Below are 24149 nucleotides of genomic sequence, written 5' to 3'. Positions count from 1 at the left end.
GAAGAAAAGGATATTTTTAGGGATAGCCTGGCGATTATTATAATAATTAATCTATTAACATCATATGGTTACCGCACTTTTTCGACTCCTGGTGCCGCACCATACAAAACGAAGCCCCTGCAGAAATGCAGGGGCTTTGTTGTTTCTGGGGTTTTTTCCATCCCAAATGAAAAGCCCCCGACAGCAATCGCTGTCGGGGGCTTTCTACAATCCTACGCAGCCTCAACCGAAAGCAAAATCCGACGCCCAAGCTGCTGCAAAGCACGCTCGACATTCTCGATCTTGGAGTGATGCAGGAAATCGACTAACCGATCTACCTGAGGCCGTTGCACGCCGAGACGACGCGCCAGTTCGGCTTTGCTCACACCGGACTCCAAGAGCGTATTCCAAAGCGCAACCTTCGCTGCGGTCAGCGCAGGCAGACGCAACACGACGTCACTTTTCTGTTCTCCCGCCTGCCCCGTCGGAGCCAATCGACGATCATCAACGTAGATCGACAGGGCGGTCTCGATGGCATCGATAGCACTGTCGAGCGCCTGTTCAAGTGTGTCGCCAACGGCGTGCATCTCTGGAATTTCTGCGCAGGACAACCAGACACTGTCCGGCTCTTCGTGAACTTCCAACGCATATTCGAACATCACGATTCCTCTCATGGGGTACAGCTGGGCCTCAATCCTTGAGGCCCAGCTGTTTGATTATCGATTTTCTCAACCCTTCGCCCATTTCCTTGGCTCCGTGGTCGGGAAACACAGTTGATTTGCCGTTCAAGGAAACCTTGAAGTGGCTACCCTTGCCGTTTTGGAACTCAACGCCTTGGGCTTTCAACCATCGCCGAAACTCGCTGTACTTCATGTGCATCGCTCGCCGTTTCGGTAAAGCGAATGTGCAACATATTTGCTGCACATGCAACATAAGTGTTGCACAACAAAGAAACACCAGTCATTTCACGTCGCCCTTCTCGAACGGCAGGTGAGTGAAATGACCCACTCTCAAGATCTGAAAACCCTCGGCCTCACCCACTTTTCCTTCCACTCCAATCAAGCGATGTTCCGCACCAACCGTGGTGTACCGGTAATCGCCGCCCTTTCCCACGCCTCGCACTTGCTTCACATTTCACGACTGCTCACTGCGGACACGTCAGTCTCTCGCGACCCTGACCTTCACGCTTATGCCTCGCAGTATCTGCAGGAGTTAAGCAAGGCGTTGATCGATGATGTCGTGAAAGTGATGGATGCGCCGCCGGACAAGCCGTTGATGTAAACGCCGGTTTAAGGCCCTCGTTGATGCGAGGGCTTTTGCGTTTCAGACCTGACTGATCTCAAACACAAACGAAATCTTCTGCTGACTCGCACTCCACACATAGCGCAAATGCTTACCCTGCTTCGGGATCGACACTGCCGGTGGTCGAAACGCCGCGATGCATTCATGGCCCGGCAGGCGAACGCTGTTGTAAAGCAGCCCCCACGACTCGGTTTCGCGCAGTTGCCGGGCGAATTGCTGAGACGGCCCGTAAGCCTCCGGATCCGGATTGTGCAGTTCGGGGTGATTGTGGCGGATATCGTGCAGCGGTTTAACCACCCGATTAACGTAAGTCCGCATGGTCAATTCAAGGTCCGCTTCTTGGGTCGCCGCAAGAAATCGTTCCTGGTGATAACAGGTCTCGGCGATGGCAGCAGCCTGACTGCTCGCAGCGTAGTAAACGCCGAAGGTGCCGTCGCAGAAACGACTGCGTTTGCCGATGTGGGTAAACGCAGCCATCACCGGAGTCGAGCCGGGGCCGGAGAGTCGATCTTCGAGTCGCACGCGGGCGAGTACGCCGGCCTGTTCGATCAGGCGATCGTTGGTTAGCGCTTCAATCGCGTAGGCAACTTCCAGGTCTTCGGGATCGAGCACGTCTTCGAACAGCGCAATCGGCGGGAAGCTGCTGTTGACGATCCGATAGGCTCTCGGCCACGCCACATCAACCAAATCGGGCGCCTTCAACCGCGCACCCCATCGAGGTAGCGGCGAACATCGGCGATGTCGATCACTCTCCCCGCCAGCATGTAATCCAATGCAGTTTGCCCGTTGAACGGCGCCGCTGTGTTTGGACTGCTGACCCACGTATAGGCGCGCTCGCGGCTATTGCTGAAGATGATGCTCAGCGCCTTGTGAATACCCATCAGATAGGAGATGCGCTCAAGGGTATCGTTAGGCAGACGTATGTTCGGCAGGTGTTTGTATTTATAGAACGTGGTGTTACCGACACCGCCCAGCAATGTGCGTTGCTGCTCAGCGCTGCAGCCCCAACGCTCCATGAGGTTAAAGAAGAACTTCAGCGCGACGCGACCGCCTTCGGGGGCGTCGAGTTGTTCGCGTGGGGTGAGGGCTGGAGATGAGGTAGGCATAGACGCCTCCTGTTTTTTTGTCTTAGCTGAAGACTAGTACATAACTGTAATTTTTTAGAGTTTTGATACACAAACGAACAATCGCAATGATCAAACGCACAGAAGCCGGAGTTGAGCCGCCTTATGTATTTCTGCGCTATTTAAACAATTCTGAATGGCTCCCTAAATCCACAAACGTGATCAGGTCTGGGCGCGTGTTCTCGTAAATCATCAGAAAATCGCCACCGATATGACATTCGCGGAATCCAGACCAGTCTCCAGTCAGCGCATGATCCAGATATTCTGCCGGTAATTGCTGCCCCAAGAACAACATCGCCATCACATTCCGGACGTCGTTCATGTCTCGCCTTCCTGCACGGTTATAACGATCCCAAGACTTCTTGAATTCAGAAGTCTGTGCACACTGTTTAGGCCGATCAGCGCGTTTTTGCGTTTTCTCCGGTTTCGCCATCAGCAGTCCTCAGCATGTCGTCTATCGAGTCGAAACGCTGACGGATTTCTCGTGCTTCCATCATTGCGCGGGCCGTTTTCTCTGATGGAACTCGCACCTCGAAGGGAAGCCCCTGAGTGGCAACAACCTGCCGCAGAAAAAGTCGCATGGCGTCGCTAATGCTCAGCCCGCAAGCGTTTAAGACTTCAGTGGCACGCGCTTTCAAATCCTCATCAATGCGGCAGCGCACATCGGTAGTTTTCAGTAGTGCAGCCATCTCAATTACCTCATCGTGATTTTGTAGCTACATCAGCGCTACCTCTACATTGTGGTCGGAGGGATCTTCGTCGGTCAACGCGAAGTTGATAGGTGGTTATCTACCGCCATGGCTTGCATGCCAGACATCCATTTCAACTCCTTTGACAGGTAGGCGCTATCAGCTAAATCGTTACTTTGCCTGAGACGTATCTGCGCATGACGCAGGCAATAACCTCGGAAGATGTAAGCTGTTTCTCTTCGAAAAAAATCGCCCCACGCACCAAAACCACGCACTTTTTTTGACCCCCATCACCCCCACGTCACCAAAAAACCCGATCCTGTGTCAGCCTCCAGCCATCGGCGAGGACATCAATTCGCTACTAAACCCGCGACAACTATGCTCAGGTACAGGAATATAGCCAGCATATGGCGCCTGACCGGCAGTCTCGTAAACAACAATACCCAGCCCACTTTAGAGGGCATTACCCATGGATAGCAGAACCTTACGCAACCTCATGCGCATCGTGCAGACCGGCTCGTTGTCGGCCGCAGCCGAGCATTCGTGCCTGACTGTGCAGGCCTTGGCCGCGCAGTTGAACAAGGTCGAAGAGCAGTTCGGTTTCCGCTTGTTTCGACGTTCCAACAAAGGCCTGACGCTGACGCCGCAAGGCACTGAGCTGACGCCTTATATGGACAAAGTGCTGATTGCCACGCGACAGATGGAAGAGAAGGTCGAGGCGCTGAAGGTGCCCGGCCAGCGCACGTTGAAGGTGGCGTTGAACAACACTTTGGCGGCTGACTTCAACCGCCGAATGATCGGACGCCTGATCGAGGTGTTTCCCGATTATCAGATGGAATTCAGCTACGCCGAGTCGATGGAAAATCTCAGCAAGCTGAAGAACGAAGACTTCGACCTTGCGGTACTGATCGGCCCGCAGCGGCCGGGCTTGCCGAGTATCGTCCTGCCGGATGTACAGGTGCAGGTCGTTGGCGCCCATTGTGGTCAGGAGAATGATCCCCTGACCTTGCTGGGCAACAAGTTTCAGGTACGTCCTGCGGAAGATTGTCCGTATTCCCACAGCTTTTTGCGTTTTCTCGACGCGGGGCTGGGCAATCACGAGAACGGCCAGCGCATGGTCTATTCATGCAGTGAAACGTTAACGCTGTCGTTGATCACGCAGATGGACGCGGTGGGCATGGTCTCGCGTGAAGCTGCGCAGAAGAACGGCCTGACGATTTTCCCCGGGTTCGAGGATTTTCTCGAAGTGCGTCTGGCGGTGAACAATCCGGAGTTGTCGAACCAGGCACTCAACGATGTCGTCGACTTGCCGCTACATGAACGAGCCGAGCGCAATGTACGCAGCCGTCCCAACCGCCACACTGAGAAAGAGGTTTTTGCTGAAATACGCACATAACAACGTCGGAATTGCGGCATAGAATTCCGGGCGATCGAGCTGTATGTGCTGATCCTTGATCAACAAGGGTGTCAGGCTGATCGCAGCGACGATCGCCACCGGCAAGTATTCCAGCGCCCGCGCAATAAACGGCGGCCAGTGCTCGGTGTTGACTTGCAGTGGCAGCGCGCGTGGCAGGAAAGTCACGGCCATCATCAGCGCGACCACCAGAATCAGGAACGTTTGGTCAGGCATACACCCACTCCGCAGCCCACAAACGTGGCGATAAACACATTGAACGGCGAACTGCCGACCAGGCTCAGCGCGCCCATGCAGGCCACGGCAGCCGCAGCAGCGATGAGTTTGTTGCGCGTGTTGCACAGCGACACCAGCACGTAGAGCATCATCGCGGTCAGGGCGTAGTCGAGCTGATATTTGATCAGGTGCGCCGCGTACTGCGCACAAACGGCGCCAAGCAAACCGCCGAGCACCCACGAGGTGTGGCAGAACAGGTTGAAGCCAATCAGATAACGCACATTGACCGGCGCACCGGTGCCGAGTTTAACGCTGTGGAAAGCGAAGGATTCGTCCGTCAGGCCACCGGCATAAGCCCAGCGCTCCATGCGGCTCAAGCCGAGTGCGCGCAGAGCCTTGGCCATGTAAACCGACATCAACATGTGCCGCGCGTTGATCAGGAAAGTGGTCAGTACGATAGTCGTCAGCGAGGCGCCGCTGGAGATCAGCGCCAGTGCGGCGAATTGCGAAGCGCCGGCATATACGAACAAACACATCGCCACTGGCAGCCACATCGGCAACCCGGCGTTGACGGCCATCAACCCGAACACGAATGACACCGTGAAGTAGCCAGCGACTACCGGGCTGGCTTCGGCAAACGTGCGCGACGGCTGATGGGTAGCCATCAGCGGCGCACTGCCGGACGTTTCATTCATAGATCCCTCTCAAATGTCCGCTCGCCGTGGGGTTCGCAAAAACCCTGGGCAGTCCAGAATCGCTTGCCCGCGAGGTTAGCATCGTCGACGAACAGAAACATCCGTAACACGCCGACCCGTTTCATATCGGACGACGCCGCTTCAACCAGTCGTTGACCGACGCCCTGGCTGCGATAGCGCGGGCTGACCGCCAGATGATTAATCGTGCCGCGACTGCCGAGCATGCCACCGAGTACCGCGCCGACGATCTCGCCCGCCACGTCAAAGGCGAGATAGGCCGTGGTGGTTTTCTGGATCAGCACGCCACGCAGGCACTTGGCGTCCTGCCACTCGCAGAAGGACACTTCGTCGAACTGGCGGAAGAAGCGCTCCATGCGCTGCGCATCCTTGGCCGTGGCGCGTCGCAGCACCACCGGCGTCGAGCACTCGACGCCGTCGATTGGGGTGATCTGATTAGCGAACAATGTCGAAAGCGGTCCCGGGCCGCGAGAAGGAGATCGCCAGAATCTGCCGGTACGCCATCGCATGGGTGTGCGTGTTGCGGGCCGGGGTCACGTAGTGGCGCATGTCACGATCGAGGAAGTAGGTGGTATCGAGAATTTCCTGGTAGGTGGTCGACGCCAGTTGATGCTCGTGGATGTCGTACAAACGACTCTCCGCGCCCTCGACATTATTGCGACCCCAGAAGTGCACACCGCTGAACGGATAGCCGTCGCAGTGAATGCCTTCGGGGGTGATTTCCAGTTGCTTGCCGGGTTTGATTTCGATGCGGATCTGATGGATCTGGCACTGCCAGATTTCATCGTGCAGCTCTTCCGGCAGTACGCTTTTGTACACTTCGAAATCGGTGTCGATAAGGCTGCGCATCACCGGTGAAGTAATTACTTCATCGGAGAAGTCCTGAAAGTGTCGTACCAGGCCGCCAACATAGGCGTTGTTCTCTTTCGACTGCACGTAGGCGCGATGCTCGAGTTGCTTGAGCTCGCGGGTTTTCGGGTTGTACTCAAAGTCGCTGTAACGACGGTAACGCATGCCGGCTTCGGCCTGACCGTAGTAGCTGTCAGGCTCCATGTTTTCCCAACTTTTGGTCAGTCTGACGAAGTCGGCAAAATGACCGTAGAGATTGAAGTCACCACCCTGGACGTTGACATATTTGTCGCGCCGTAGCGATTCGCCCACTTCTCTGTTCAAAACGATCATTACCAAATTCTCCGCTGCGTTGAGCGGCCTAATCTATTAGGTGGAGAATTTGCGTCCATGAGAAAGAATTTCAGGCATTTAAAGCACTGTTTGAAACGGCGTTTGCAGGCGCTTAAAAACAACTTTTACATGACAAAAACACGGGTTTTTTCCGGTTTTCATCGAATAACCGTCGAAAAAAACCCCGAACCAGTCGGGGTTTTTCTCATGTTTCTTACACTGGATCAGGCATCAGAAGATGTTGATCGGGTAATCCACGAAAACGCGCAGTTCGTTACCGCTGACGTTGTACTCGCTGGATTTCTGCGAAACACGCAGGATCGAGCTGCGCAGTTTCACGCTCAGGTCTTTGGCCGGGCCAGACTGCACGACGTATTTGAACTGGTTGAAGATCTCACGCTCGGTACCGCCTTCGCTGGTGGACGTGGTGATGTTGTCGCCACGCACATAAGCGAAGTTGTAGCTCAGGCCCGGTACGCCGAATGCGCCGAAGTCGAGGCCGTAGCCCAGTTGCCAGCTGCGCTCGTCTTCAGCGTTGAAGTCGGACCAGTAGGAGTTGGCCAGGTAGATGGAGTTACCACCGTCACCGACGCGGTGTTGATCTTTCTGGTAACCGCCATAGGCGTAGCCCAGGTTGCTGTCGCCGGTGGAGCGCTGGTGCGCCACGGTGAACGAGTGCGGGCCAGTGGCGAATGTCGCGGCCAGGCTCCAGATCTTGTTGTCGCGACCGGTCACGATGCTTTCGCCCGGAACGGTGTTTTCGCGAACGTACGAGCTGTCGAGCTTGGTGCGATAGCCGTTGAAGTCCAGGGTCAGCGACTGATCCTTGTTGAACGGCAACACGTAGTTGGCGTTCACGTATTGTTTCTTCAATACGTCTTCGACGTCGGAAGCGTACAACGCACCTTTGAAGTTCTCAGTGAACTGGTAGCTACCGCCCAATACGTTGATCGACTTCAGTCCACCGCTGTCACGGCCTTCATCGCTCTTGCGCGATTCGGCGGTGAAACGACCGGCGTTCAGTTCCAGGCCTTTGATCTCTTTGGAAGTGATCAGGGTACCGGTGTAGCTTTCCGGCAGCAGACGCACATTGTCGTAGCTCAGCACCGGCAGGGCCGGCATCTGGTCGCCGTAGGTCAACACGGTGTTGGAGAAGCGGAACTTCACCGCTGCACCGCCCTTCGCTATGTCATGGTTCGCGCGACCGTCATTTTCCTGCTTGAAGAAATCGATACCACCGGCGCCGCTACGGCCCTTGCCGCCGTCCAGACGCAGTGCATACAGACCGAAAGCGTCGACGCCGACACCCACGGTGCCTTGGGTGAAACCGGACGAGAACGTACCGATGGCCGCTTGGCCCCACTCGGCTTTGTCTTTGTTGCCGTCTTTGTAATCACGATTGATGTAGGCATTGCGCAGCAGCACTTTGAGGCTACTGTCTTCAACAAAACCCTTGGACTCGGCCTGGTCGTTAGCCATGGCCTGAGTGGCGCTCAACATCCCCAGTGCGATCAGACTGATTCGCTTGTTCAACATTTTGTTTTCCTTATTACGGGTTGAAACGCGCTGTGTCGAACGGCGGAAACGGCGCTTTTGCACTCTTTTATTCACCCCGAAACAAAAAGACCCGCCCACGACGATGTCATGGCGGGCCTGCTCCTTATTTTGAGTCATGGCGGTTGGCCACAGGCGTTGGGCCGAATCGTAGCCGCGCCCTGAACAATGTGTCAATTTCAAGAATCGTCTTTAAATAGGTAAAAATCGTCTAAGAAACGTAAATTTTGCGCTGACTCCTTGCTGGGAAATGCAAACAGCCAGTGAATCCAGCGCGTATCAGGCGCAACCATCGATAGAACAAAATGCAGAAGTTTTACCGGTTTCATCGACGACGATTGCCTGTTGCAACCAATCGGCAAATGCCTGCGGCTTGCCCAGCCAGGGGCTGATGTCGATCAACTGGAACGTGCCGTTCTGCTCCAGAGCAATCGTTGGAAAACCCTGACCCCCCAATTGAGCCAAAAACTGGCGACTGGCTTTTATATGCCCCTCGCTATCAACGGACTCAAACGCAAGGTGGAAATCTTCCTGCGCATAGCCCATCTGCATCGCCAATTCCAACAGCACGGCTGAATCGGCAATGCGTCGCCCTTCCACATAGTGCGCCGACTGCAACCGTCCCAGCAGGCGCAAACCGCCGCCGTCGATGGCTTCAGCCGCCATGACCGCAGCAATCGCTGGCGTCGAATCGAACACCGCTGAGTGATCACGCAGCAAACCTTCGAAATAGGCCTCGCCAAACGGCTGGCCGGTGTATTCGGCAATGCGTCGGTCATGGGGCATGACGTAATTGCGCAGTTGCGGGGAAACACGCTGGCGATTGGCGCCACTCATCATTCCGCCGGCATGGGCATTCACCGGCAACACTGACTGTGCCGCTTCCACCAGCGGCTTGGCGCCGTAACACCAGCCACACAGCGGATCGTAGATGTAGTGAAGAATCATGGAAAAACTCCGGGAGAAAGTCAGGAAAATCGATGGCGGCAGATTAGTCCTCGCACTCTTGCGGAAAAACGCCGGAATGGCTTTCAGTCTGTTTCATGAATCGGTCGAATGATTCGTCCAGTCAGATTGTGTCGGTTAGGACACAAATTGAAACAATCAGTCAAGGGAACTTATAAGGAATAATTAACGGAAGTAAATGCAAAGCATTACCATTTGCACGATCGAATTCTTCCACCCTTTCGGATGCGCTGTTCAATGCCTGCCCCGTTCCGTCTTACGCCCGCCACCCTTGGGCTTTCTGCTTTTCTGTCCAGCGGTTTTGCCTACTCCGCGACCGAGTTACCCGCCACCGCAATCAGCGCCGAAGCGCAAGCCGATGACCCTCGGGTGAAGCTCAGCAGCACCGCGACTCGGACCTCGACGCCCGTACGTTATGTGCCGCAGGCGATCGATTCGATCAAGACCTCGAACGTCGCTAGCTACGGCACCAATGACATCGGCGACGCGTTGAGCGGCATGCCTAACGTCAGCAGCAGCGCCGACACCCGTTTCGACAGCCTGCGCATCCGCGGCTTCGACGCGAGCAACGATTTCTATCTGGATGGCATCCGCGACGACAGCCAATACAAGCGCGACTTGCACAATATTGAACGCGTTGAAGTGCTCAAAGGCCCGGCCGCCGTGCTGTACGGGCGTGGCAGTCAGGGCGGGATCGTCAACCGCGTGAGCAAAATACCCGAGTTCGGCCGGCGCTCGACTATCGAAGCCCAGGCTGGCAGCGAAGATTTGCGCAGTCTTTACGCCGACCTCAGCAGCGACCCGAGCGAAAACATCAGCCTGCGCCTGAACTTGGGCAACATGGATGAAAACAGCTTCCGCGACGGTGTCAGTGGCAATCGCCAATTGTTCGCGCCGTCGATGAGCTGGCAACTGACGCCGGACCTGAACTGGCTGGTGCAGTACGAATACAGCCGCTACAACCGCACCCCGGATCGCGGCATCCCCGGCATCAACGGGCGCCCGGCCGATGTCGGGCGCGATACGACCTACGGCAACGATCACGATTTCATCGACGACAAGTCGCAATCGCTGCGCTCGAAACTCACTTATGAAATCAATGACAACTGGCAACTGCGCCAGACCCTCGGCGTGTTCAAGCTCGACAGTGATTTCGACAACACGTACCTCACCGGTTACACGCCGGCGACCAACAAGGTCACGCGCCAGCATTGGCAGCAGGATCTGACCACTCGCAACGTTTACAACAACGTTGAACTGGAAGGTGGTTTCGATACGTTCGGCCTTGAGCATCGCCTGTTGACCGGAATCGAAATCGGCAGCCAGCGCCGCGACCCGACGCTGTACAACGCGGCCACTGGCAGAACCCCGGGCGCGCAGCCCGTACCGTCGCTCGACCTGTACAACCCGAACCGTGATCTGCGCCACACCGGCAGCATGCAGGTCTCCAGCAGCAGCCACACCGAAGTCGAAAGCCGTGCGGTGTACGTGCAGGATCAACTGCGCCTGAACGACCAATGGCAAGTGCTCGCCGGTCTGCGTTACGACACTTTCGATATCGAGTCGACCAACAAGCTGCGCAACATCTCCGAAGATCGCGACAGCCACAGCACCAGCCCGCGCGTCGGCCTGGTCTGGACGCCGCTACAAAACCATTCGTTCTACGCCTCGTGGTCGAAGACGTTTTCGCCGGTGGGCGGTGGCTTGATCGGCATCACTCCGGGTGCGGCCGGCAACACCAACGACCTCAGTCCCGAGCTGACCAAGCAGAAAGAAATCGGCGTGAAAAGCGACTGGCTCGATGACCGCTTGAGCACCACGCTGGCGATCTACGATCTGGAACTCTACAACCGCCGCACCACTGATCCAAACGATCCGACCCTGACGGTGATGTCCGGTCTGCAACGCTCGCGCGGGATCGAATTGACGGCCACCGGCAATCTCGTCGGCAACTGGTACATGCGCGGTGGCGTCGGTCTGCAGGATGCGAAGATCGAGAAGGACAACAACGGCCTGGAAGGCAAACGCATCAACAACGTTGCCAAGCATAACGGCAGCCTGTTCCTGACCTGGAAACCAGAGATGGGCTGGTACGGCGAAACCGGCCTGACCCTGGTTGGCCAACGCTATGTCGATAACGCCAACACCACCGTGTTGCCGGGTTACGGCCGCTGGGATGCCCTGGTCGGTTACCGCTTCAAGGATTGGGATTTACGCGCGGCGCTGAACAACATCACCGATCGTGAGTACTACGCGTCCGCGACCAGCCAGTATCAAATCCAACCGGGTGCACCACGTAGCGTTGTGATGACCGGCACCTACAGTTTCTGATTTCACACCAATCCTGTGGGAGCGAGCCTGCTCGCGAAAGCGTCGGATCAGTCGGCATCTTCGTTAACTGATCCACCGCTTTCGCGAGCAGGCTCGCTCCCACATTGATTGGGTGTGTACAAGATAGCCGTGCAAAAAAAAGCGCCGCCATCCCGGCAGCGCTTTCACCAATCCCTGTTGTGCTTCTTATCCTTCCATCACAGCCCACAATGCTTCCAGTTCGGCCTCGCTGAACAGGCCAGCGGGGTAACGCTCGATCATCATCCGGCGCGGATCAGGTTCCCTGATCTGACGCGTTCCATTGGACTTTAACCAGTGCGCGACAATCTGGAGCGATTCGCCGTTTACGGCCATGGGATGCAACGTCCGCTCGCTGACTACGTTCACTTCGGCGTTCATTTCAGCGCTCTCTCCCCGTTCGTGAGCGGCTACGTTATCCAAGGTTTATGACAGAACTGTTGAAGTTCTCCCCCTCCCTAGTGCACGGGTGATGAATACAAGAGCTATGCCAATGTTTCTTAGTTGTCGACAAGCGGATACAAAGAAGCCCGCGGTCCTGTCGGGCTGCGGGCCTCAGTTGATGCATAGCGAGCTAATCATTACCCGGCTGATTTGTTAATCAACTCAAGGTGTTACGACTCAACTCACTCTTTGTGCGGCGCGGGTTGCTGTTGGGTAAGGCAATGGATATTGCCGCCACCCAGTAACAGTTCGCGACCCGGCACCATCACCACTTCGTGCTGCGGGAATAGCTTCTGCAGGATTTCCTTGGCCGGCGCGTCCATTGGATCGTCGAAGCTCGGCGCGATGATGCCGCCGTTGACGATCAGGAAGTTCACGTAGGAACCCGCCAAGCGCACAGACGGATTGCGTTCCTGCGTGCCGTCCACCGGATCGACACCGGCGCACTCTTCTTCTGTCGCGTAAAGCGGTCCCGGAATCGGCATTTTGTGCACCGTGAACGGGCGACCCTTGGCGTCAGTGCTGCTTTGCAGGACTTTCATCGCAGCCTGGCAGCGCGGGTAGTTCGGATCCTGCGGATCGTCGGTCCACGCCAGCAACACTTCGCCCGGACGCACGTAGCAGCAGAAGTTATCCACATGGCCGTCGGTTTCGTCGTTGAACAGACCGTCCGGCAGCCAGATGATTTTATCCACCGACAGATTGGCGCTGAGTACCGCTTCAATCTCTTCGCGGCTCAGGTGCGGGTTGCGATTGCGGTTGAGCAGGCATTCTTCGGTGGTGATCAGCGTGCCTTCGCCGTCGACATGAATCGAACCGCCTTCAAGCACGAAACCTTCAGTGCGGTAACGCGGGCTGCGCTCGATCTCGAGGATCTTGCCGCCGACCTGCGAATCGCGATTCCACGGCGAATACAAACCGCCGTCGAAACCTCCCCAGGCGTTGAAGTCCCAGTTCACACCGCGCACTTCGCCGCTGTTGTTGATGACGAAAGTCGGGCCGCTGTCGCGTACCCAAGCGTCATCGCTGGACATCTCGACCACGCGGATATTCGGCACGTCGAGGCGCGCGCAGGCGTTTTCATACTGGTCGGCGGACACGGCCACGGTGACCGGTTCAAAACGCGCGATGGCCTTGGCCACCGCAGCATGTGCGGCTTGCGCCGGTTTGCCGCCCAGACGCCAGTTGTCCGGGCGCTCGGGCCAGATCATCCAGGTCTGCGTTTGCGGCGCCCACTCGGCCGGCATGTGAAAGCCGTCGGCACGCGGGGTACTTTTCAAAGTTGTCATCGGGATCAGGACTCCAGGGAACCGTCGAGGGTTTTCAACGCGCCGTACAGGTTCGGACGGCGGTCACGGAATGAACCCCACGCGCTGCGAATCTGTTCGAGCTCGTCGAGGTTGAAAGTGTGCACAAGAATACCTTCTTCGGTTTTATTCAGCTCCTGCACTTTTTCGCCGAACTGGTTGGCGATGAACGAAGAGCCGTAGAACGTGATGTCGTAGCCGTCCTGTTCTTCGTTGCCGATGCGGTTGCTGGCGATCAGCGGCATCAGGTTGGCGCCGGCATGACCCTGTTGCACGCGCTGCCAGTGATCGCGCGACGAAATGGTCTTGTCGTGCGGCTCGCTGCCGATTGCGGTTGGATAGAAGAGGATTTCAGCGCCTTGCAACGCCATGCTGCGCGCAGCTTCCGGGAACCACTGGTCCCAGCAAATGCCCACGCCGATTTTCGCGTAACGGGTGTTCCACACCTTGAAACCGGTGTCGCCCGGGTTGAAGTAATACTTCTCGTGGTAGCCCGGGCCATCCGGGATGTGGCTTTTTCGATAAATCCCGAGGTTGCTGCCGTCGGCATCGATGATCGCGATGCTGTTGAAGCGCGCACGGCCGGCCAGCTCATAGAAGCTGATCGGCAGCACCACTTGCAGCTCTTTGGCGATTTTCTGGAAATGTTTGATCGCGACGTTTTCTTCCACCGTCGTCGCCAGTTGCAGATAGTCCGGGTTCGGCTTCTGGCAGAAGTATGGCGCCTCGAACAGCTCCTGAATCAGGATGATCTGCGCGCCTTTGGCGGCGGCTTCGCGCACCAGCCTTTCAGCGATTTCGAGGTTGGCTTCCAGATCCCAGGAACAGGCCATCTGAGTGGCGGCAACGGTAACGATACGGCTCATGAATCATCTCCGGGCAGTTGCTTTGACGGCCGGAAATTCGGCCGAAAAGAAAACGCGCGCACCGGACATGAGATCGCCATGCCGGAGCAATGGCGACTTTATAGCCGATAAATATCGGCTTTAGAAGCTTGAAAAATGCATTTCGTCTAAATAATCCCGATAAAAGCCGATACAAATCGAACTAACAACCCAAGAAAATGTGGGAGCGAGCTTGCTCGCGAATACGGTGTGTCAGGAACTGAATAAGGTGACTGACACACCGCTTTCGCGAGCAAGCTCGCTCCCACAGGGGATTGGCTGCGTTTTACAGGCCCTCGGTTAGGACTTGATCAAGCATATCGACAAAGAAATCCACACTCTGACGCGACGTCACCATCGGCGGTTTGATCTTCAGAATGTTCAGATCATCCCCGGTCGGCTGCATGAAAATCCCCAGTTCACGCAAGCGATCGCACAGTAACGCCGTCTCCTCGGTCGCCGCTTCCAGCGTCTCGCGATTGCGGATCAGCTCAAGCCCGAGATAGAACCCGGAACCGTGCACCGCGCCCACCAACGGATGTTTATCGATCAACGCTTCGAGCCGCGCCTTGAAGTGGCCACCGACCACCTGCGCGTTCTCCCAGAGCTTTTCTTCTGCCATGACATCGAGCACCGCCATGCCGATCTGACAACTGACCGGACTGCCGCCCGCCGACGAGAAGAAATAGCCCTCGGCCTCCAGCGCCTCGGCAATTTCCCGTCGCGTGATCACCGCGCCCAGCGGTTGACCGTTGCCCATGCCCTTGGCCATGCAGATGATGTCCGGCACCACACCCTGCTCTTCAAAGCCCCAGAAGAAGTGGCCCATGCGCCCGTAACCGACCTGCACTTCGTCGGCGATGCACACGCCGCCCTGCGCGCGTACCAGCGCGTATACCTGCTGGAGATATCCCGGCGGCAGCGAGATACCGCCGGCATTGCCATACACCGGCTCGCAGATAAACCCGGCCAGTTGGCGCTTCTGTTCGGCAAGTTTTGCCAGGTGATGCTCAACACTGCGCACGTAATCCGGCGCAGAATCGAGACCACGGAATTCACCGCGATAAGTGTTTGGCGCAGGCACCGGATGCACCCAGTCCGGGCGGCTTTCCAGGGCTTTCGGGTTGTCAGCGATTGACGTCGATACCGCATCGGCGCCGACCGTCCAGCCGTGATAGGCCTCAAGCACGCTGATCATGTCGCGCCCGCCGCTGTAGGCCCACGCCAGACGAATCGCCAGGTCATTGGCCTCGCTGCCGCTGTTGACCAGAAACACCCGGTCCATGCCTTCCGGCGCCAATTTCAGCAAGCGCTCGGAAAACTCCGCCACCGCCGCATAGTTGAATCGCGAGTTGGTGTTGAGCAGCGACCACTGCCGCGCCGCGACTGCCGCCATGCGCGGGTGGCCGTGACCGAGCACGGCAACGTTGTTGAGCATGTCGAGGTAGGAGCGGCCCTGCATGTCGATCAGGTGATTACGCCAGCCGCGTTCAATGCGCGGCGGATCAACGTAGTAGTGTTTCTGCGTGCGGGCGAAACTGGCATCGCGGCGTTCGAGCAGGGTTTTTGCGTCCAGTTCCGGCTCGGCATCGCAGGCCAGTCCTAACAACGCCGCTGGCGACGGGCACAGGGCCTGCCACGCTGCTGCATGCGCCGGGGTGCAAAACAACGGCGCATTGATCTGCGCGCCCCGGCACAACTGCACCCGTAATGGGCCGCTGACTGCGCCCAGCACCTGACCTTTGACCAGCGCCGCGCCGCTGTGCAGCGAAGGTGTCACGCCCCACAAGCGCACGCTGAGTTGCGGGCCATCCAGTTGCAGCACACCGTCTGCTGGCTGATGCACGACGCCAGCGAACGGCGCTTCCACGGCGGTACCATCGGGCACGCGCAATTCCACGTGCAGCGGGAAGGTATCCGGTTCAACGGCGCTGTCGGGACGGGTGCGCGACAAACGGTACTGACCATAACGGCTTGCCGCCAAACCATGGGCCGCCGCCGCTTCGTTCAACAGGTGCTGATCGATGCCGGCCTGCTCCCAGTTGCCGGCCTCGAAATGCGGGCTGAGGACACCGAGATCGATCAGGGCAAATTCACGTCCGACCAGACCGGGCAGCAAGGGCGCAAAACCTTCGCTATCGATCACCGGCAATGCGTGACCGACGGCAGTGAGGATCGCCGCTTCCATCAGTGCCTGTGGCACCGATGTCGCTACGCGGAAGATTTCCCACTCATGGCTTAGGTTGTCACGGCTGTAGGTATTCGCGGGGTCGATGCTGACCTGTTGCTCGCCACTGAGTACCAACACCGCCGCACGCGCGACGATCAATGGCCACAGCGCCTGCAGCTCTTCATGTTGCAGCGGGTTGACCGCGTGGTAGGCCTGCACCGCCGGCAAGATGACAAACGGATCGCCACCGGCGTGATGCAGCAACGCCGCACAGGTCACCGACAGATCGGTGATGCGCCAGGTGCGCACCAGATCGCCAAAGTCGATCACGCCCTGCAACTGCCAGTGACGCAAGGCATCGCGCGCCCAGACGGCGTTGTCGTCGGTGATGTCCATGTGGATCGCCTGCACCGGCAGCTTGCCCTGCAACGGCTGCAAGCGGCGCTCGGCTTGTTCGGCCGCATCGGCAATCAATATGCGTTGCTGCTCATCCTTGATCACCGGCAGCAGATGGCTGATCAGGGCACTGGCGTGACGGGCATCCCACTGCAACGTGCGCTCCAGGCCCGGGTGATCGAACCCGGCCAGCGCCAGATCCATCTCACCGCAGAGCCGGCCAAACCCCGCCACCACGTCGCGCCCCAAGTGTTCGAGATGCGTGAGCGGCTGGCCCTCAATGTAATCCAGCAGCCGCACATGGACGGCTTCGCCGCCGACCTCGAGCGACAGCAGATCCTCGCCGTTATTGGCCGCGATCAACCGCGGCACCGTCACCGCCGAGTGCTCGGCCAGATACTTGAGCCCGGCATGCTGGGCTTGCAGCTCCACCAGGGCGTAATCGCCACGGCAGATTTTCAGCACGAACCGCCCACGCGGGCTGTCGACGCGGTAATTGAGATCCTGCTGACTGCCAAGAGCCTGCAACGTGCCGCTGAGCCCGTAATGCTCCGCCAGCCATTGCCGGGCCTGCTCGGCAGAAACCTGCGGGCTGGGCAAACTGGCGCGATGAATCAACGTGGCGAGCGGCATGAAAAGACCCCTGTAATTTTATTAGGCGCCTATATCGCCATTGCTGGACGGGATCCGCAACCCCCAACCGCGCAAAGGTATACGGGCTATTTGTCTTGCAGCACTCGCACCCTCAGGCACTTTGCGCAAGAATGTCGACCATTCACACCTGCCTATGGAACTCCCCATGAATGTAATCACCACCGACCTGCCCGGTGTCCTGATCATCGAACCGAAGGTGTTCGGTGACGAGCGCGGCTTTTTCTACGAGAGTTTCAATGCCAAGGCGTTCCAGGACGCTACCGGTCTGGACACGCAATTCGTTCAGGACAACCACTCGCGCTCGCAAAAAGGCGTGTTGCGTGGCCTGCATTACCAGTTGCAAAACACCCAGGGCAAACTGGTCCGTGTGACCGTCGGTGAAGTGCTGGATGTGGCCGTGGATATTCGGCGCAGCTCGCCGCACTTCGGCAAATCGGTGGCGGTGCGTCTGTCGGCTGAAAACCATCGTCAACTGTGGGTGCCGGAAGGTTTTGCCCATGGTTTCGTGGTGCTGAGCGAGTTCGCTGAATTCCTCTACAAGACCACCAACTATTACGATCCATCGTCCGAGCGCAGCATTCGCTGGGATGATCCCGCGCTGGGCATCGACTGGCAGCTGGACGAAGCGCCGAAGCTGTCCGCCAAGGATCAGGCTGCAGCCCTGCTCAAGGACGCTGACGTCTTCGCCTGAGCCTAGGCATAATGCGCCTGACATCTCAGGCGCATCCGGCTCATGAAACCAACCCTCCCCCGCAGACCCCGCTGGCGCAGCCTCGCTCTGCTGGCCCTGTGTCTGGCGCCGCTGCTGTGGCCGCTGGAACATCTCGCCGAGCGCTATTACCGCAGCGAACTGGCCGGGCAGAACCGGCAGACCCTAGACCTGTACGTCGCCAACCTGCTGGGCACCCTGCACCGCTATGAAGTGTTGCCGCAAATTCTCGGCGACCTGCCTGCCCTGCGTGCGGTCCTCGGCGCACCGGACGACGGCGTCACCCAAGGCAACGCCAATCGCCTGCTGAAGAACATCGCTGCACAGACCGGTGCCGAAGTCATGTACCTGATGGACACCAGCGGGCAGACGCTGGCGGCGTCGAACTGGGACAAACACGACAGTTTCGTCGGCCGCAATTTCTCGTTCCGTCCGTACTTCAGTGAAGCCATGGCCGGACGCCTCGGACGCTTTTTCGGTCTCGGCACGACCTCGGCCAAACGCGGCTACTTCTTCGCTGCCGCCGTGCGCAACGGCGAAAAAATCATCGGCGTGCTGGTGATCAAGGTTGACCTCGACCACACCGAAAGCCTCTGGGGCAAAACCCCGGAACAACTGCTGGTGACCGACCACAACGGCGTGGTCATCCTCACCTCGCGCCCGGAATGGCGCTTCCGTTCGACCCGTAACTTGAGCGACAGCGAACGCTCGGCGATCACCGCCATCCAGCCTTACCCGACCCGCGAGCCGCGCCCCCTGAACCTCAGCCCGACTGCGTGGCTGATCCAGACTCACGACATCGCCGAAACCGGCTGGAGCGTCAGCATCCTTGCCCCACGCACGCTGATCGACCGTCCGGTGCGCACCGTGGTCGCCATCGGCGGCGCCACGCTGCTGGTGCTGATGTTGTTGCTCGGTCTGATGATGCAGCGCCGCCGCCATTATCTGGAGCGCATCGCGTTCGAGGCCAAGGCACGCCGTGAACTGGAAGGCCGCGTGGCGGAACGTACCAGCGACCTCGAAGGCCTCAACCGGCGCTTGAAGGAGGAAGTGCTGGAGCGTGAACAAGCCCAACAGGAACTGGTGCGTGCCCAGGACGATCTGGTCCAGGCCGGCAAGCTGTCGGCGCTGGGGACGATGTCCGCGAGCATCAGCCACGAACTCAATCAGCCGTTGGCAGCGATCCGCAGCTACGCGGAAAACGCCGAAGTGCTGCTCGATCATCAGCGCACCGACGATGCGCGCGGCAACCTCAAACTGATCAGCGAACTGACCGGGCGCATGGCCTCGATCATCGCCCACCTGCGCGCCTTTGCCCGCCGCGATCGCCACGCGCCGGAAAGCGTTGCCCTGCAACCGGCGCTCGACGATGCCTTGGCGCTGCTGGCCAAACGGCGTCGCAGCATGGAAGTCGAACTGATCCGCGATCTGCCAGCCGCGACTCTGTGGGTCGAGGCCGGGGAAACCCGATTGCGCCAAGTGCTCGGCAATCTGCTGGCCAACGCCCTCGACGCCCTCACCGAGAAAGGCCCGCCGCGCAAACTCTGGCTGAGTGCCGAATCCACCGCCGAAGGCGTCAATCTGTACATTCGCGACAACGGCCCGGGTTTTTGCATGGAAGCCCTCGGCCGCGCCAGCGAGCCCTTTTACACCACCAAGACCCGCACTCAAGGCCTTGGCCTGGGGCTGGCCATTTGTGAAACGCTGATGCGCGCCTTCGGCGGTGAACTGTCGTTCGCCAACCACAAGCAAGGTGGCGCCTTGATTACCCTGCGGCTGCGCGCCGGTGCGCCCGGGGTCAGCCTGCAACCGTCCGAGGATCGAAGTGCATGACCATCGACAATCGCATTCAGGTGGTGTTGATCGACGACGATCCGCACCTGCGTCAGGCCCTCGGCCAGACCCTGGACCTGGCCGGCCTGAAAATTCTGCCGCTGTCCGAAGCCAAAGGCCTGGCCGCACAGCTTGAGCGTGACTGGCCGGGTGTGGTGGTCAGCGATATCCGCATGCCGGGCATGGACGGTCTCGAATTGCTCAGCGAACTGCACGCGCAGGATCCCGAACTACCGGTATTGCTGATCACCGGCCACGGCGATGTGCCGCTGGCGGTGCAAGCCATGCGTGCCGGCGCTTATGACTTTCTCGAAAAACCTTTCGCCAGCGATGCGCTGCTCGACAGCGTGCGCCGCGCCCTGGCCTTGCGCCGCCTGGTGCTGGACAACCGTAGCCTGCGCCTGGCCCTCAGCGATCGCAATGAGCTGAGCGCGCGGCTGGTCGGCCATTCGCCCCCAATGCTGCGCCTGCGCGAGCAGATCGGCGCGCTGGCAGCGACCAAGGCTGACGTGCTGATCCTCGGCGAAACCGGCGCCGGTAAAGAAGTGGTTGCCCGCGCCTTGCACGATTTATCCAGCCGCCGAAACGGCCCGTTCGTGGCGATCAACGCTGGCGCACTGGCCGAGTCGGTAGTGGAAAGCGAACTGTTCGGCCACGAACCCGGCGCGTTCACCGGCGCGCAAAAACGGCGGATCGGCAAATTCGAATTCGCCAATGGCGGCACTTTGTTTCTCGATGAAATCGAGAGCATGAGCATGGATGTGCAGGTGAAGTTGCTGCGCATGCTGCAAGAGCGCGTGGTCGAGCGTCTGGGTGGCAATCAACTGATCCCGCTGGACATCCGCGTCATCGCCGCGACCAAGGAAGACTTGCGTCAGGCCGCTGACCAGGGCCGCTTCCGCGCCGACTTGTATTACCGCCTCAACGTCGCGCCACTGCGCATTCCGCCACTGCGTGAGCGCGGTGAAGATGCGCTGGTGCTGTTCCAGCATTACGCCGATGAAGCCAGCGCCCGCCACGGTTTGCCGCCCCATGAACTGCAACCGGCGCAACGCGCCTTACTGCTGCGCCACACCTGGCCGGGCAACGTACGCGAACTGCAGAATGCCGCCGAACGTTTCGCCCTCGGCCTGGAATTGGCGCTGGATAACGCTGACGCCGAGGGCGGTGGCAGTACCACGGTCGAAGTCATCAATGGGGGCCTCAGCGAGCAGGTGGAAAATTTCGAGAAATCGCTGATCGCTGCTGAACTGGCGCGCTCCCACAGTTCGGTGCGCAGCCTCGCCGAAGCCTTGGGCATTCCGCGCAAGACCCTGCATGACAAGTTGCGCAAGCATGGCCTCAACTTTGGCGACAGCAGCCATGGGGACGAGAACGAATGATCAGCCACAGCGCCTATCTTCAGTCGGTTTTGCATCACGACATCCCGCTGACCCGAGACATGGGCCTTAAGGTGCTCGACTGGCATGAACAGCAACTGAGCCTGCATCTGCCACTCGAGCCGAACGTCAACCACAAGAGCACGATGTTCGGTGGCAGCCTCTACTGCGGCGCGGTGCTGGCCGGGTGGGGCTGGTTGCATTTGCGCCTGAAAGAGGAAGGAATCACCGACGGGCACATTGTTATTCAGGAAGGGCAGATCAGTTATCCGCTTCCGGTGACCGGGGACGCTACGGCGATTTGCCCGGCGCCTGATGCGAAGGAGTGGAAGAGGTTTCTGGCGATGTATCGGCGTTATGGGCGGGCGCGGTTGACGTTGAATACGCGGATCGTCAATCAGGGTAGCGAAGAAGACGCCGTGACATTTACCGGGCAGTACGTTTTGCATCGCTGACAATCAAAAGCCCCTCACCCTAACCCTCTCCCAAAGGGAGAGGGTTAGGGTGAGGCGTCTTGCGATATAGATCGACCTGAAAGATCGAAGCGATTATGGATTCAGCAAAACTCGACCAGGTCGGCGCTACTCTCAAATATCCCGCGGTCGGCTCCCTCTCCTGGGGGAGAGGGCTGGGGTGAGGGGGATTTCGGATCAGCCCACTTAACCGCGAGCCAACTCCAACAATCTGGAGCGCCAGGCCGCCTTGGCCGGCAATGCCAAAAAGAACTCATTGAGTAGCGATTCCCGCGCCGGATAACAGAACGCCTCCCCGCGCAGATCCAGCACCTCACCGCCCGCACCTTCCAGCACACCTTGAGCCGCCGCCGTGTCCCACTGCGAAGTCGGCGCCAGTCGCGGATAGCAATCCGCCGCGCCTTCAGCCAACAGGCAGAATTTCAGCGAGCTGCCAATATTGGCCAGTTGCAACTCGCCCAGACTCGCACTCAACCCGGCGAGCAAACGTTCCTGCTCGGGACTCGAATGGCGACGGCTGGCGACCACGGTGAACGCCTCGCCCGGCCCCGGTACATCGCGCACCTGAATCGCAACCGGCGTGCCGCCCTTGTCACAACGCCAAGCGCCAAGCCCGGCACCGCCGACGTAGAAACGACCATTGGTCGGCATCGACACCACACCAAACACCACGCGACCGTTTTCGATCAGCGCGATGTTCACGGTGAACTCTTCGCTGCCGCTGATAAATTCCTTGGTGCCGTCCAACGGGTCGACCAACCACCAGCGCTGCCAGCCGGCGCGCACGCTCTGAGGGATGTTGGCGTCTTCTTCCGACAACACTGGAATGCTCGGGTCCAGCGCCGTCAGCCCGGCGAGGATCAGGTGATGCGCGGCCAGATCGGCCGCCGTCACGGGCGAGTCATCGGACTTGGCCGTGACCTCAACCCCGGCGCGCCAGAACGGCAAAATCGCCTCGCCGGCCTGCAAGGCCAGCTCTACGACCGGCGCCATCAACGGGTGGGGGAAATTCATCGATATCTCACTCATGTTGGAAAGAACCCGCGCTCGGTCAGCAGATCGCGGGTCAGATACAGTGCAGCCAATGCACGGCCTTCGGAAAACTGAGGATTGAGCGCCAGCGACGACAGTTCGCGCAGGTTCACTTTGTCGACACGCATCGGCTCAGGCTCGTCGCCTTCGAGACGCTCCTCGTACAAATCAGTCGCCAGAACCACCTGTATCTTCTGGCTCATGTAACCGGGCGACAGCGACAGCTCGGTCAGATGCTCCAGTTGCCGCGCACCAAAACCAGCCTCTTCCTTGAGCTCACGTTCGGCTGCCGCCAACACATCCTCGCCCGGTTCGATCAGACCTTTGGGCAAGGACAATTCATATTCATCAGTGCCGCCGCAGTACTCTTCGACCAATACCGCGTGCTCGGCATCCAGCATCGCCACGATCATCACCGCGCCGTAGCCCGCACCTTTACCAACCAGACGTTCGTAAGTGCGTTCCACGCCGTTGGAAAAGCGCAGCTTGAGTTCTTCGACGCAAAACAGGCGACTGGTGGCGACGATCTCGCGGGCAAGTACGGTGGGTTTCTGGCGCATGCAAAGCTCCTTGGCGTGAACGCGCTACTATAACGCGGCTTTCCCGATTGTTTATGTCGGATATCTTTCTACCGTTCGAGACGTTGCCATGCCTTCATTACCGTGGTCCGACATCGATACCGTTCTGCTCGACATGGACGGCACGCTGCTGGATCTGCACTTCGACAATCACTTCTGGCTGGAACACCTGCCCCAGCGTTACGCCGAACTGCACGGGGTCAGCCGGGCCATGGCCGAGATGGAGTTGCAGCCGTTGTTCGAACGCCATGCCGGCCAGTTGCAGTGGTACTGCCTGGATTTCTGGAGTGCCGAGCTGAAGTTGTCGGTGCGTGAGTTGAAACAGGAAACCGCGCACCTGATTGCCCTGCGGCCGGATGCCGATACGTTTCTGGCGGCAATCAAACGCGCGGGCAAACGGGTGATCATGATCACCAACGCGCACCGCGATTCGTTGTCGCTGAAGCTGGAGCGAATCGAACTGGCGCCATATTTCGAGCGGTTGATCAGCTCCCACGATTACGGTTTCCCCAAGGAGAACCCGCAGTTCTGGGATGCCTTGCAGGCGGACATCGGCTTTGATCCGGCGCGCAGTCTGTTTATCGACGACACCTTGCCTATTCTGCGCAGTGCGCGGGATTTTGGTGTGGCGCATTTGTTGGCGGTGAAGGAGCCGGACAGTCGCAAGGGGCCGAAGGACACGGCTGAGTTTGCGGCGGTTGAGGATTACCGCAGTTTGATCGCAGGGCTTTGATACCGAGTTGCCCCGTTCGCGAGCAGGCTCGCTCCCACATTTGGAATGCGATCCCATGTGGGGGCGAGC

26 protein-coding genes are annotated in these 24149 nt (G+C 58.7%); 8 read left to right on the top strand and 18 right to left on the bottom strand.

What is annotated here, in order from left to right; all coding sequences use genetic code 11:
• Positions 1-212: 212 nt before the first annotated feature.
• Both AB4N74_RS25450 and AB4N74_RS25445 read right to left on the bottom strand, forming a co-directional pair.
• Positions 213-638 carry a type II toxin-antitoxin system HicB family antitoxin gene (locus AB4N74_RS25450; RefSeq protein ID WP_257356808.1) on the bottom strand — a complete coding sequence of 142 codons (426 nt, stop codon included), beginning with the start codon at positions 636-638 and terminating at the stop codon, positions 213-215.
• A 31-nt stretch (positions 639-669) separates the two neighbouring features.
• Positions 670-852, bottom strand: a complete 183-nt coding sequence (locus AB4N74_RS25445; RefSeq protein WP_095190108.1) for a type II toxin-antitoxin system HicA family toxin — start codon at positions 850-852, stop codon at positions 670-672.
• Positions 853-978: 126 nt separating this feature from the next.
• Here AB4N74_RS25445 and AB4N74_RS25440 point away from each other — a divergent pair, with 126 nt between their 5' ends.
• Positions 979-1260: a DUF3077 domain-containing protein gene (locus tag AB4N74_RS25440; RefSeq protein ID WP_064388945.1), complete on the top strand. Its 282-nt coding sequence runs from the start codon at positions 979-981 to the stop codon at positions 1258-1260.
• Positions 1261-1302: 42 nt separating this feature from the next.
• Here AB4N74_RS25440 and AB4N74_RS25435 read toward each other — a convergent pair whose 3' ends face one another.
• The 4 genes from AB4N74_RS25435 to AB4N74_RS25420 all read right to left on the bottom strand — a co-directional run bounded on the left by AB4N74_RS25435 (position 1303) and on the right by AB4N74_RS25420 (position 3094).
• Positions 1303-1968 (bottom strand): RES family NAD+ phosphorylase, encoded by a 666-nt coding sequence (locus AB4N74_RS25435; RefSeq protein WP_257356805.1) that lies wholly within the window; start codon positions 1966-1968, stop codon positions 1303-1305.
• A gap of 11 nt (positions 1969-1979) precedes the next feature.
• Positions 1980-2387, bottom strand: a complete 408-nt coding sequence (locus AB4N74_RS25430; RefSeq protein WP_460097586.1) for an MbcA/ParS/Xre antitoxin family protein — start codon at positions 2385-2387, stop codon at positions 1980-1982.
• A gap of 136 nt (positions 2388-2523) precedes the next feature.
• On the bottom strand, positions 2524-2838 hold the full coding sequence (locus AB4N74_RS25425; protein ID WP_131670893.1) for a type II toxin-antitoxin system YafQ family toxin: 315 nt from the start codon (positions 2836-2838) through the stop codon (positions 2524-2526).
• Positions 2804-3094 carry a type II toxin-antitoxin system RelB/DinJ family antitoxin gene (locus tag AB4N74_RS25420; protein WP_034151912.1) on the bottom strand — a complete coding sequence of 97 codons (291 nt, stop codon included), beginning with the start codon at positions 3092-3094 and terminating at the stop codon, positions 2804-2806. The genes AB4N74_RS25425 and AB4N74_RS25420 overlap by 35 nt, the downstream gene beginning before the upstream one ends.
• Before the next feature lie 469 nt (positions 3095-3563).
• Between AB4N74_RS25420 and AB4N74_RS25415 the strand changes: the two genes are divergently transcribed.
• Positions 3564-4490 (top strand): LysR family transcriptional regulator, encoded by a 927-nt coding sequence (locus tag AB4N74_RS25415; protein ID WP_093430009.1) that lies wholly within the window; start codon positions 3564-3566, stop codon positions 4488-4490.
• On the opposite strand, the gene AB4N74_RS25410 is transcribed toward AB4N74_RS25415, so the two are convergent.
• The 6 genes from AB4N74_RS25410 to AB4N74_RS25385 all read right to left on the bottom strand — a co-directional run bounded on the left by AB4N74_RS25410 (position 4407) and on the right by AB4N74_RS25385 (position 9121).
• Positions 4407-4724 (bottom strand): AzlD domain-containing protein, encoded by a 318-nt coding sequence (locus tag AB4N74_RS25410; RefSeq protein ID WP_007909127.1) that lies wholly within the window; start codon positions 4722-4724, stop codon positions 4407-4409. The genes AB4N74_RS25415 and AB4N74_RS25410 overlap by 84 nt on opposite strands.
• On the bottom strand, positions 4703-5419 hold the full coding sequence (locus AB4N74_RS25405; protein ID WP_099757732.1) for an AzlC family ABC transporter permease: 717 nt from the start codon (positions 5417-5419) through the stop codon (positions 4703-4705). The genes AB4N74_RS25410 and AB4N74_RS25405 overlap by 22 nt, the downstream gene beginning before the upstream one ends.
• Positions 5416-5793 (bottom strand): GNAT family N-acetyltransferase, encoded by a 378-nt coding sequence (locus AB4N74_RS25400; protein ID WP_008080517.1) that lies wholly within the window; start codon positions 5791-5793, stop codon positions 5416-5418. The genes AB4N74_RS25405 and AB4N74_RS25400 overlap by 4 nt, the downstream gene beginning before the upstream one ends.
• 79 nt (positions 5794-5872) lie before the next feature.
• Entirely contained in the window at positions 5873-6619 is a 747-nt protein-coding gene (locus tag AB4N74_RS25395; RefSeq protein WP_034151909.1) for a 2OG-Fe dioxygenase family protein, read from the bottom strand.
• A gap of 231 nt (positions 6620-6850) precedes the next feature.
• The gene (locus tag AB4N74_RS25390; protein ID WP_093430007.1) at positions 6851-8155 is read right to left on the bottom strand and encodes an OprD family porin; all 1305 of its coding nucleotides are present in this window, start codon (positions 8153-8155) and stop codon (positions 6851-6853) included.
• 297 nt (positions 8156-8452) lie between these two features.
• Positions 8453-9121 (bottom strand): DsbA family protein, encoded by a 669-nt coding sequence (locus AB4N74_RS25385; protein WP_460097582.1) that lies wholly within the window; start codon positions 9119-9121, stop codon positions 8453-8455.
• A 255-nt stretch (positions 9122-9376) separates the two neighbouring features.
• On the opposite strand from AB4N74_RS25385, the gene AB4N74_RS25380 reads away from it, so the two are divergent.
• Positions 9377-11470: a TonB-dependent receptor gene (locus AB4N74_RS25380; RefSeq protein ID WP_460097581.1), complete on the top strand. Its 2094-nt coding sequence runs from the start codon at positions 9377-9379 to the stop codon at positions 11468-11470.
• Positions 11471-11656: 186 nt separating this feature from the next.
• On the opposite strand, the gene AB4N74_RS25375 is transcribed toward AB4N74_RS25380, so the two are convergent.
• The 4 genes from AB4N74_RS25375 to AB4N74_RS25360 form a co-directional block, all read right to left on the bottom strand.
• Positions 11657-11869 carry a hypothetical protein gene (locus tag AB4N74_RS25375; protein WP_008080512.1) on the bottom strand — a complete coding sequence of 71 codons (213 nt, stop codon included), beginning with the start codon at positions 11867-11869 and terminating at the stop codon, positions 11657-11659.
• A 245-nt stretch (positions 11870-12114) separates the two neighbouring features.
• Positions 12115-13221, bottom strand: coding sequence for an agmatine deiminase (gene aguA, locus AB4N74_RS25370; RefSeq protein WP_460097579.1), 1107 nt, complete (start codon positions 13219-13221; stop codon positions 12115-12117).
• Between the two features lie 5 nt (positions 13222-13226).
• The gene (gene aguB / locus AB4N74_RS25365; protein WP_460089517.1) at positions 13227-14105 is read right to left on the bottom strand and encodes an N-carbamoylputrescine amidase; all 879 of its coding nucleotides are present in this window, start codon (positions 14103-14105) and stop codon (positions 13227-13229) included.
• 304 nt (positions 14106-14409) lie between these two features.
• Entirely contained in the window at positions 14410-17322 is a 2913-nt protein-coding gene (locus AB4N74_RS25360; RefSeq protein WP_460097577.1) for an aminotransferase, read from the bottom strand.
• Between the two features lie 166 nt (positions 17323-17488).
• Here AB4N74_RS25360 and rfbC point away from each other — a divergent pair, with 166 nt between their 5' ends.
• The 4 genes from rfbC to AB4N74_RS25340 are packed head-to-tail and all read left to right on the top strand — an operon-like array spanning position 17489 to position 21719.
• Positions 17489-18034: a dTDP-4-dehydrorhamnose 3,5-epimerase gene (gene rfbC, locus AB4N74_RS25355; protein ID WP_034151902.1), complete on the top strand. Its 546-nt coding sequence runs from the start codon at positions 17489-17491 to the stop codon at positions 18032-18034.
• Between the two features lie 42 nt (positions 18035-18076).
• A complete protein-coding gene (locus AB4N74_RS25350) occupies positions 18077-19885 on the top strand; it encodes a sensor histidine kinase (RefSeq protein WP_007909099.1) in 1809 nt (602 codons plus the stop codon).
• Positions 19882-21267: a sigma-54-dependent transcriptional regulator gene (locus AB4N74_RS25345; protein ID WP_093430001.1), complete on the top strand. Its 1386-nt coding sequence runs from the start codon at positions 19882-19884 to the stop codon at positions 21265-21267. The genes AB4N74_RS25350 and AB4N74_RS25345 overlap by 4 nt, the downstream gene beginning before the upstream one ends.
• On the top strand, positions 21264-21719 hold the full coding sequence (locus tag AB4N74_RS25340; RefSeq protein ID WP_093430000.1) for a YiiD C-terminal domain-containing protein: 456 nt from the start codon (positions 21264-21266) through the stop codon (positions 21717-21719). Before AB4N74_RS25345 ends, AB4N74_RS25340 begins: the two co-directional genes overlap by 4 nt.
• Before the next feature lie 204 nt (positions 21720-21923).
• Here the strand turns inward: AB4N74_RS25340 and cysQ are convergent, their stop codons facing one another.
• Positions 21924-22751, bottom strand: coding sequence for a 3'(2'),5'-bisphosphate nucleotidase CysQ (gene cysQ / locus AB4N74_RS25335; RefSeq protein ID WP_116256366.1), 828 nt, complete (start codon positions 22749-22751; stop codon positions 21924-21926).
• A gap of 11 nt (positions 22752-22762) precedes the next feature.
• Positions 22763-23329 (bottom strand): ADP compounds hydrolase NudE, encoded by a 567-nt coding sequence (gene nudE / locus AB4N74_RS25330; protein WP_320335996.1) that lies wholly within the window; start codon positions 23327-23329, stop codon positions 22763-22765.
• A gap of 88 nt (positions 23330-23417) precedes the next feature.
• Here nudE and yrfG point away from each other — a divergent pair, with 88 nt between their 5' ends.
• A complete protein-coding gene (yrfG, locus tag AB4N74_RS25325) occupies positions 23418-24080 on the top strand; it encodes a GMP/IMP nucleotidase (protein WP_460097574.1) in 663 nt (220 codons plus the stop codon).
• Positions 24081-24149: the final 69 nt, after the last annotated feature.

The organism is Pseudomonas sp. H3_C08 (assembly GCF_054669455.1).
This window is presented reverse-complemented; position numbering and strand designations above follow the sequence as displayed.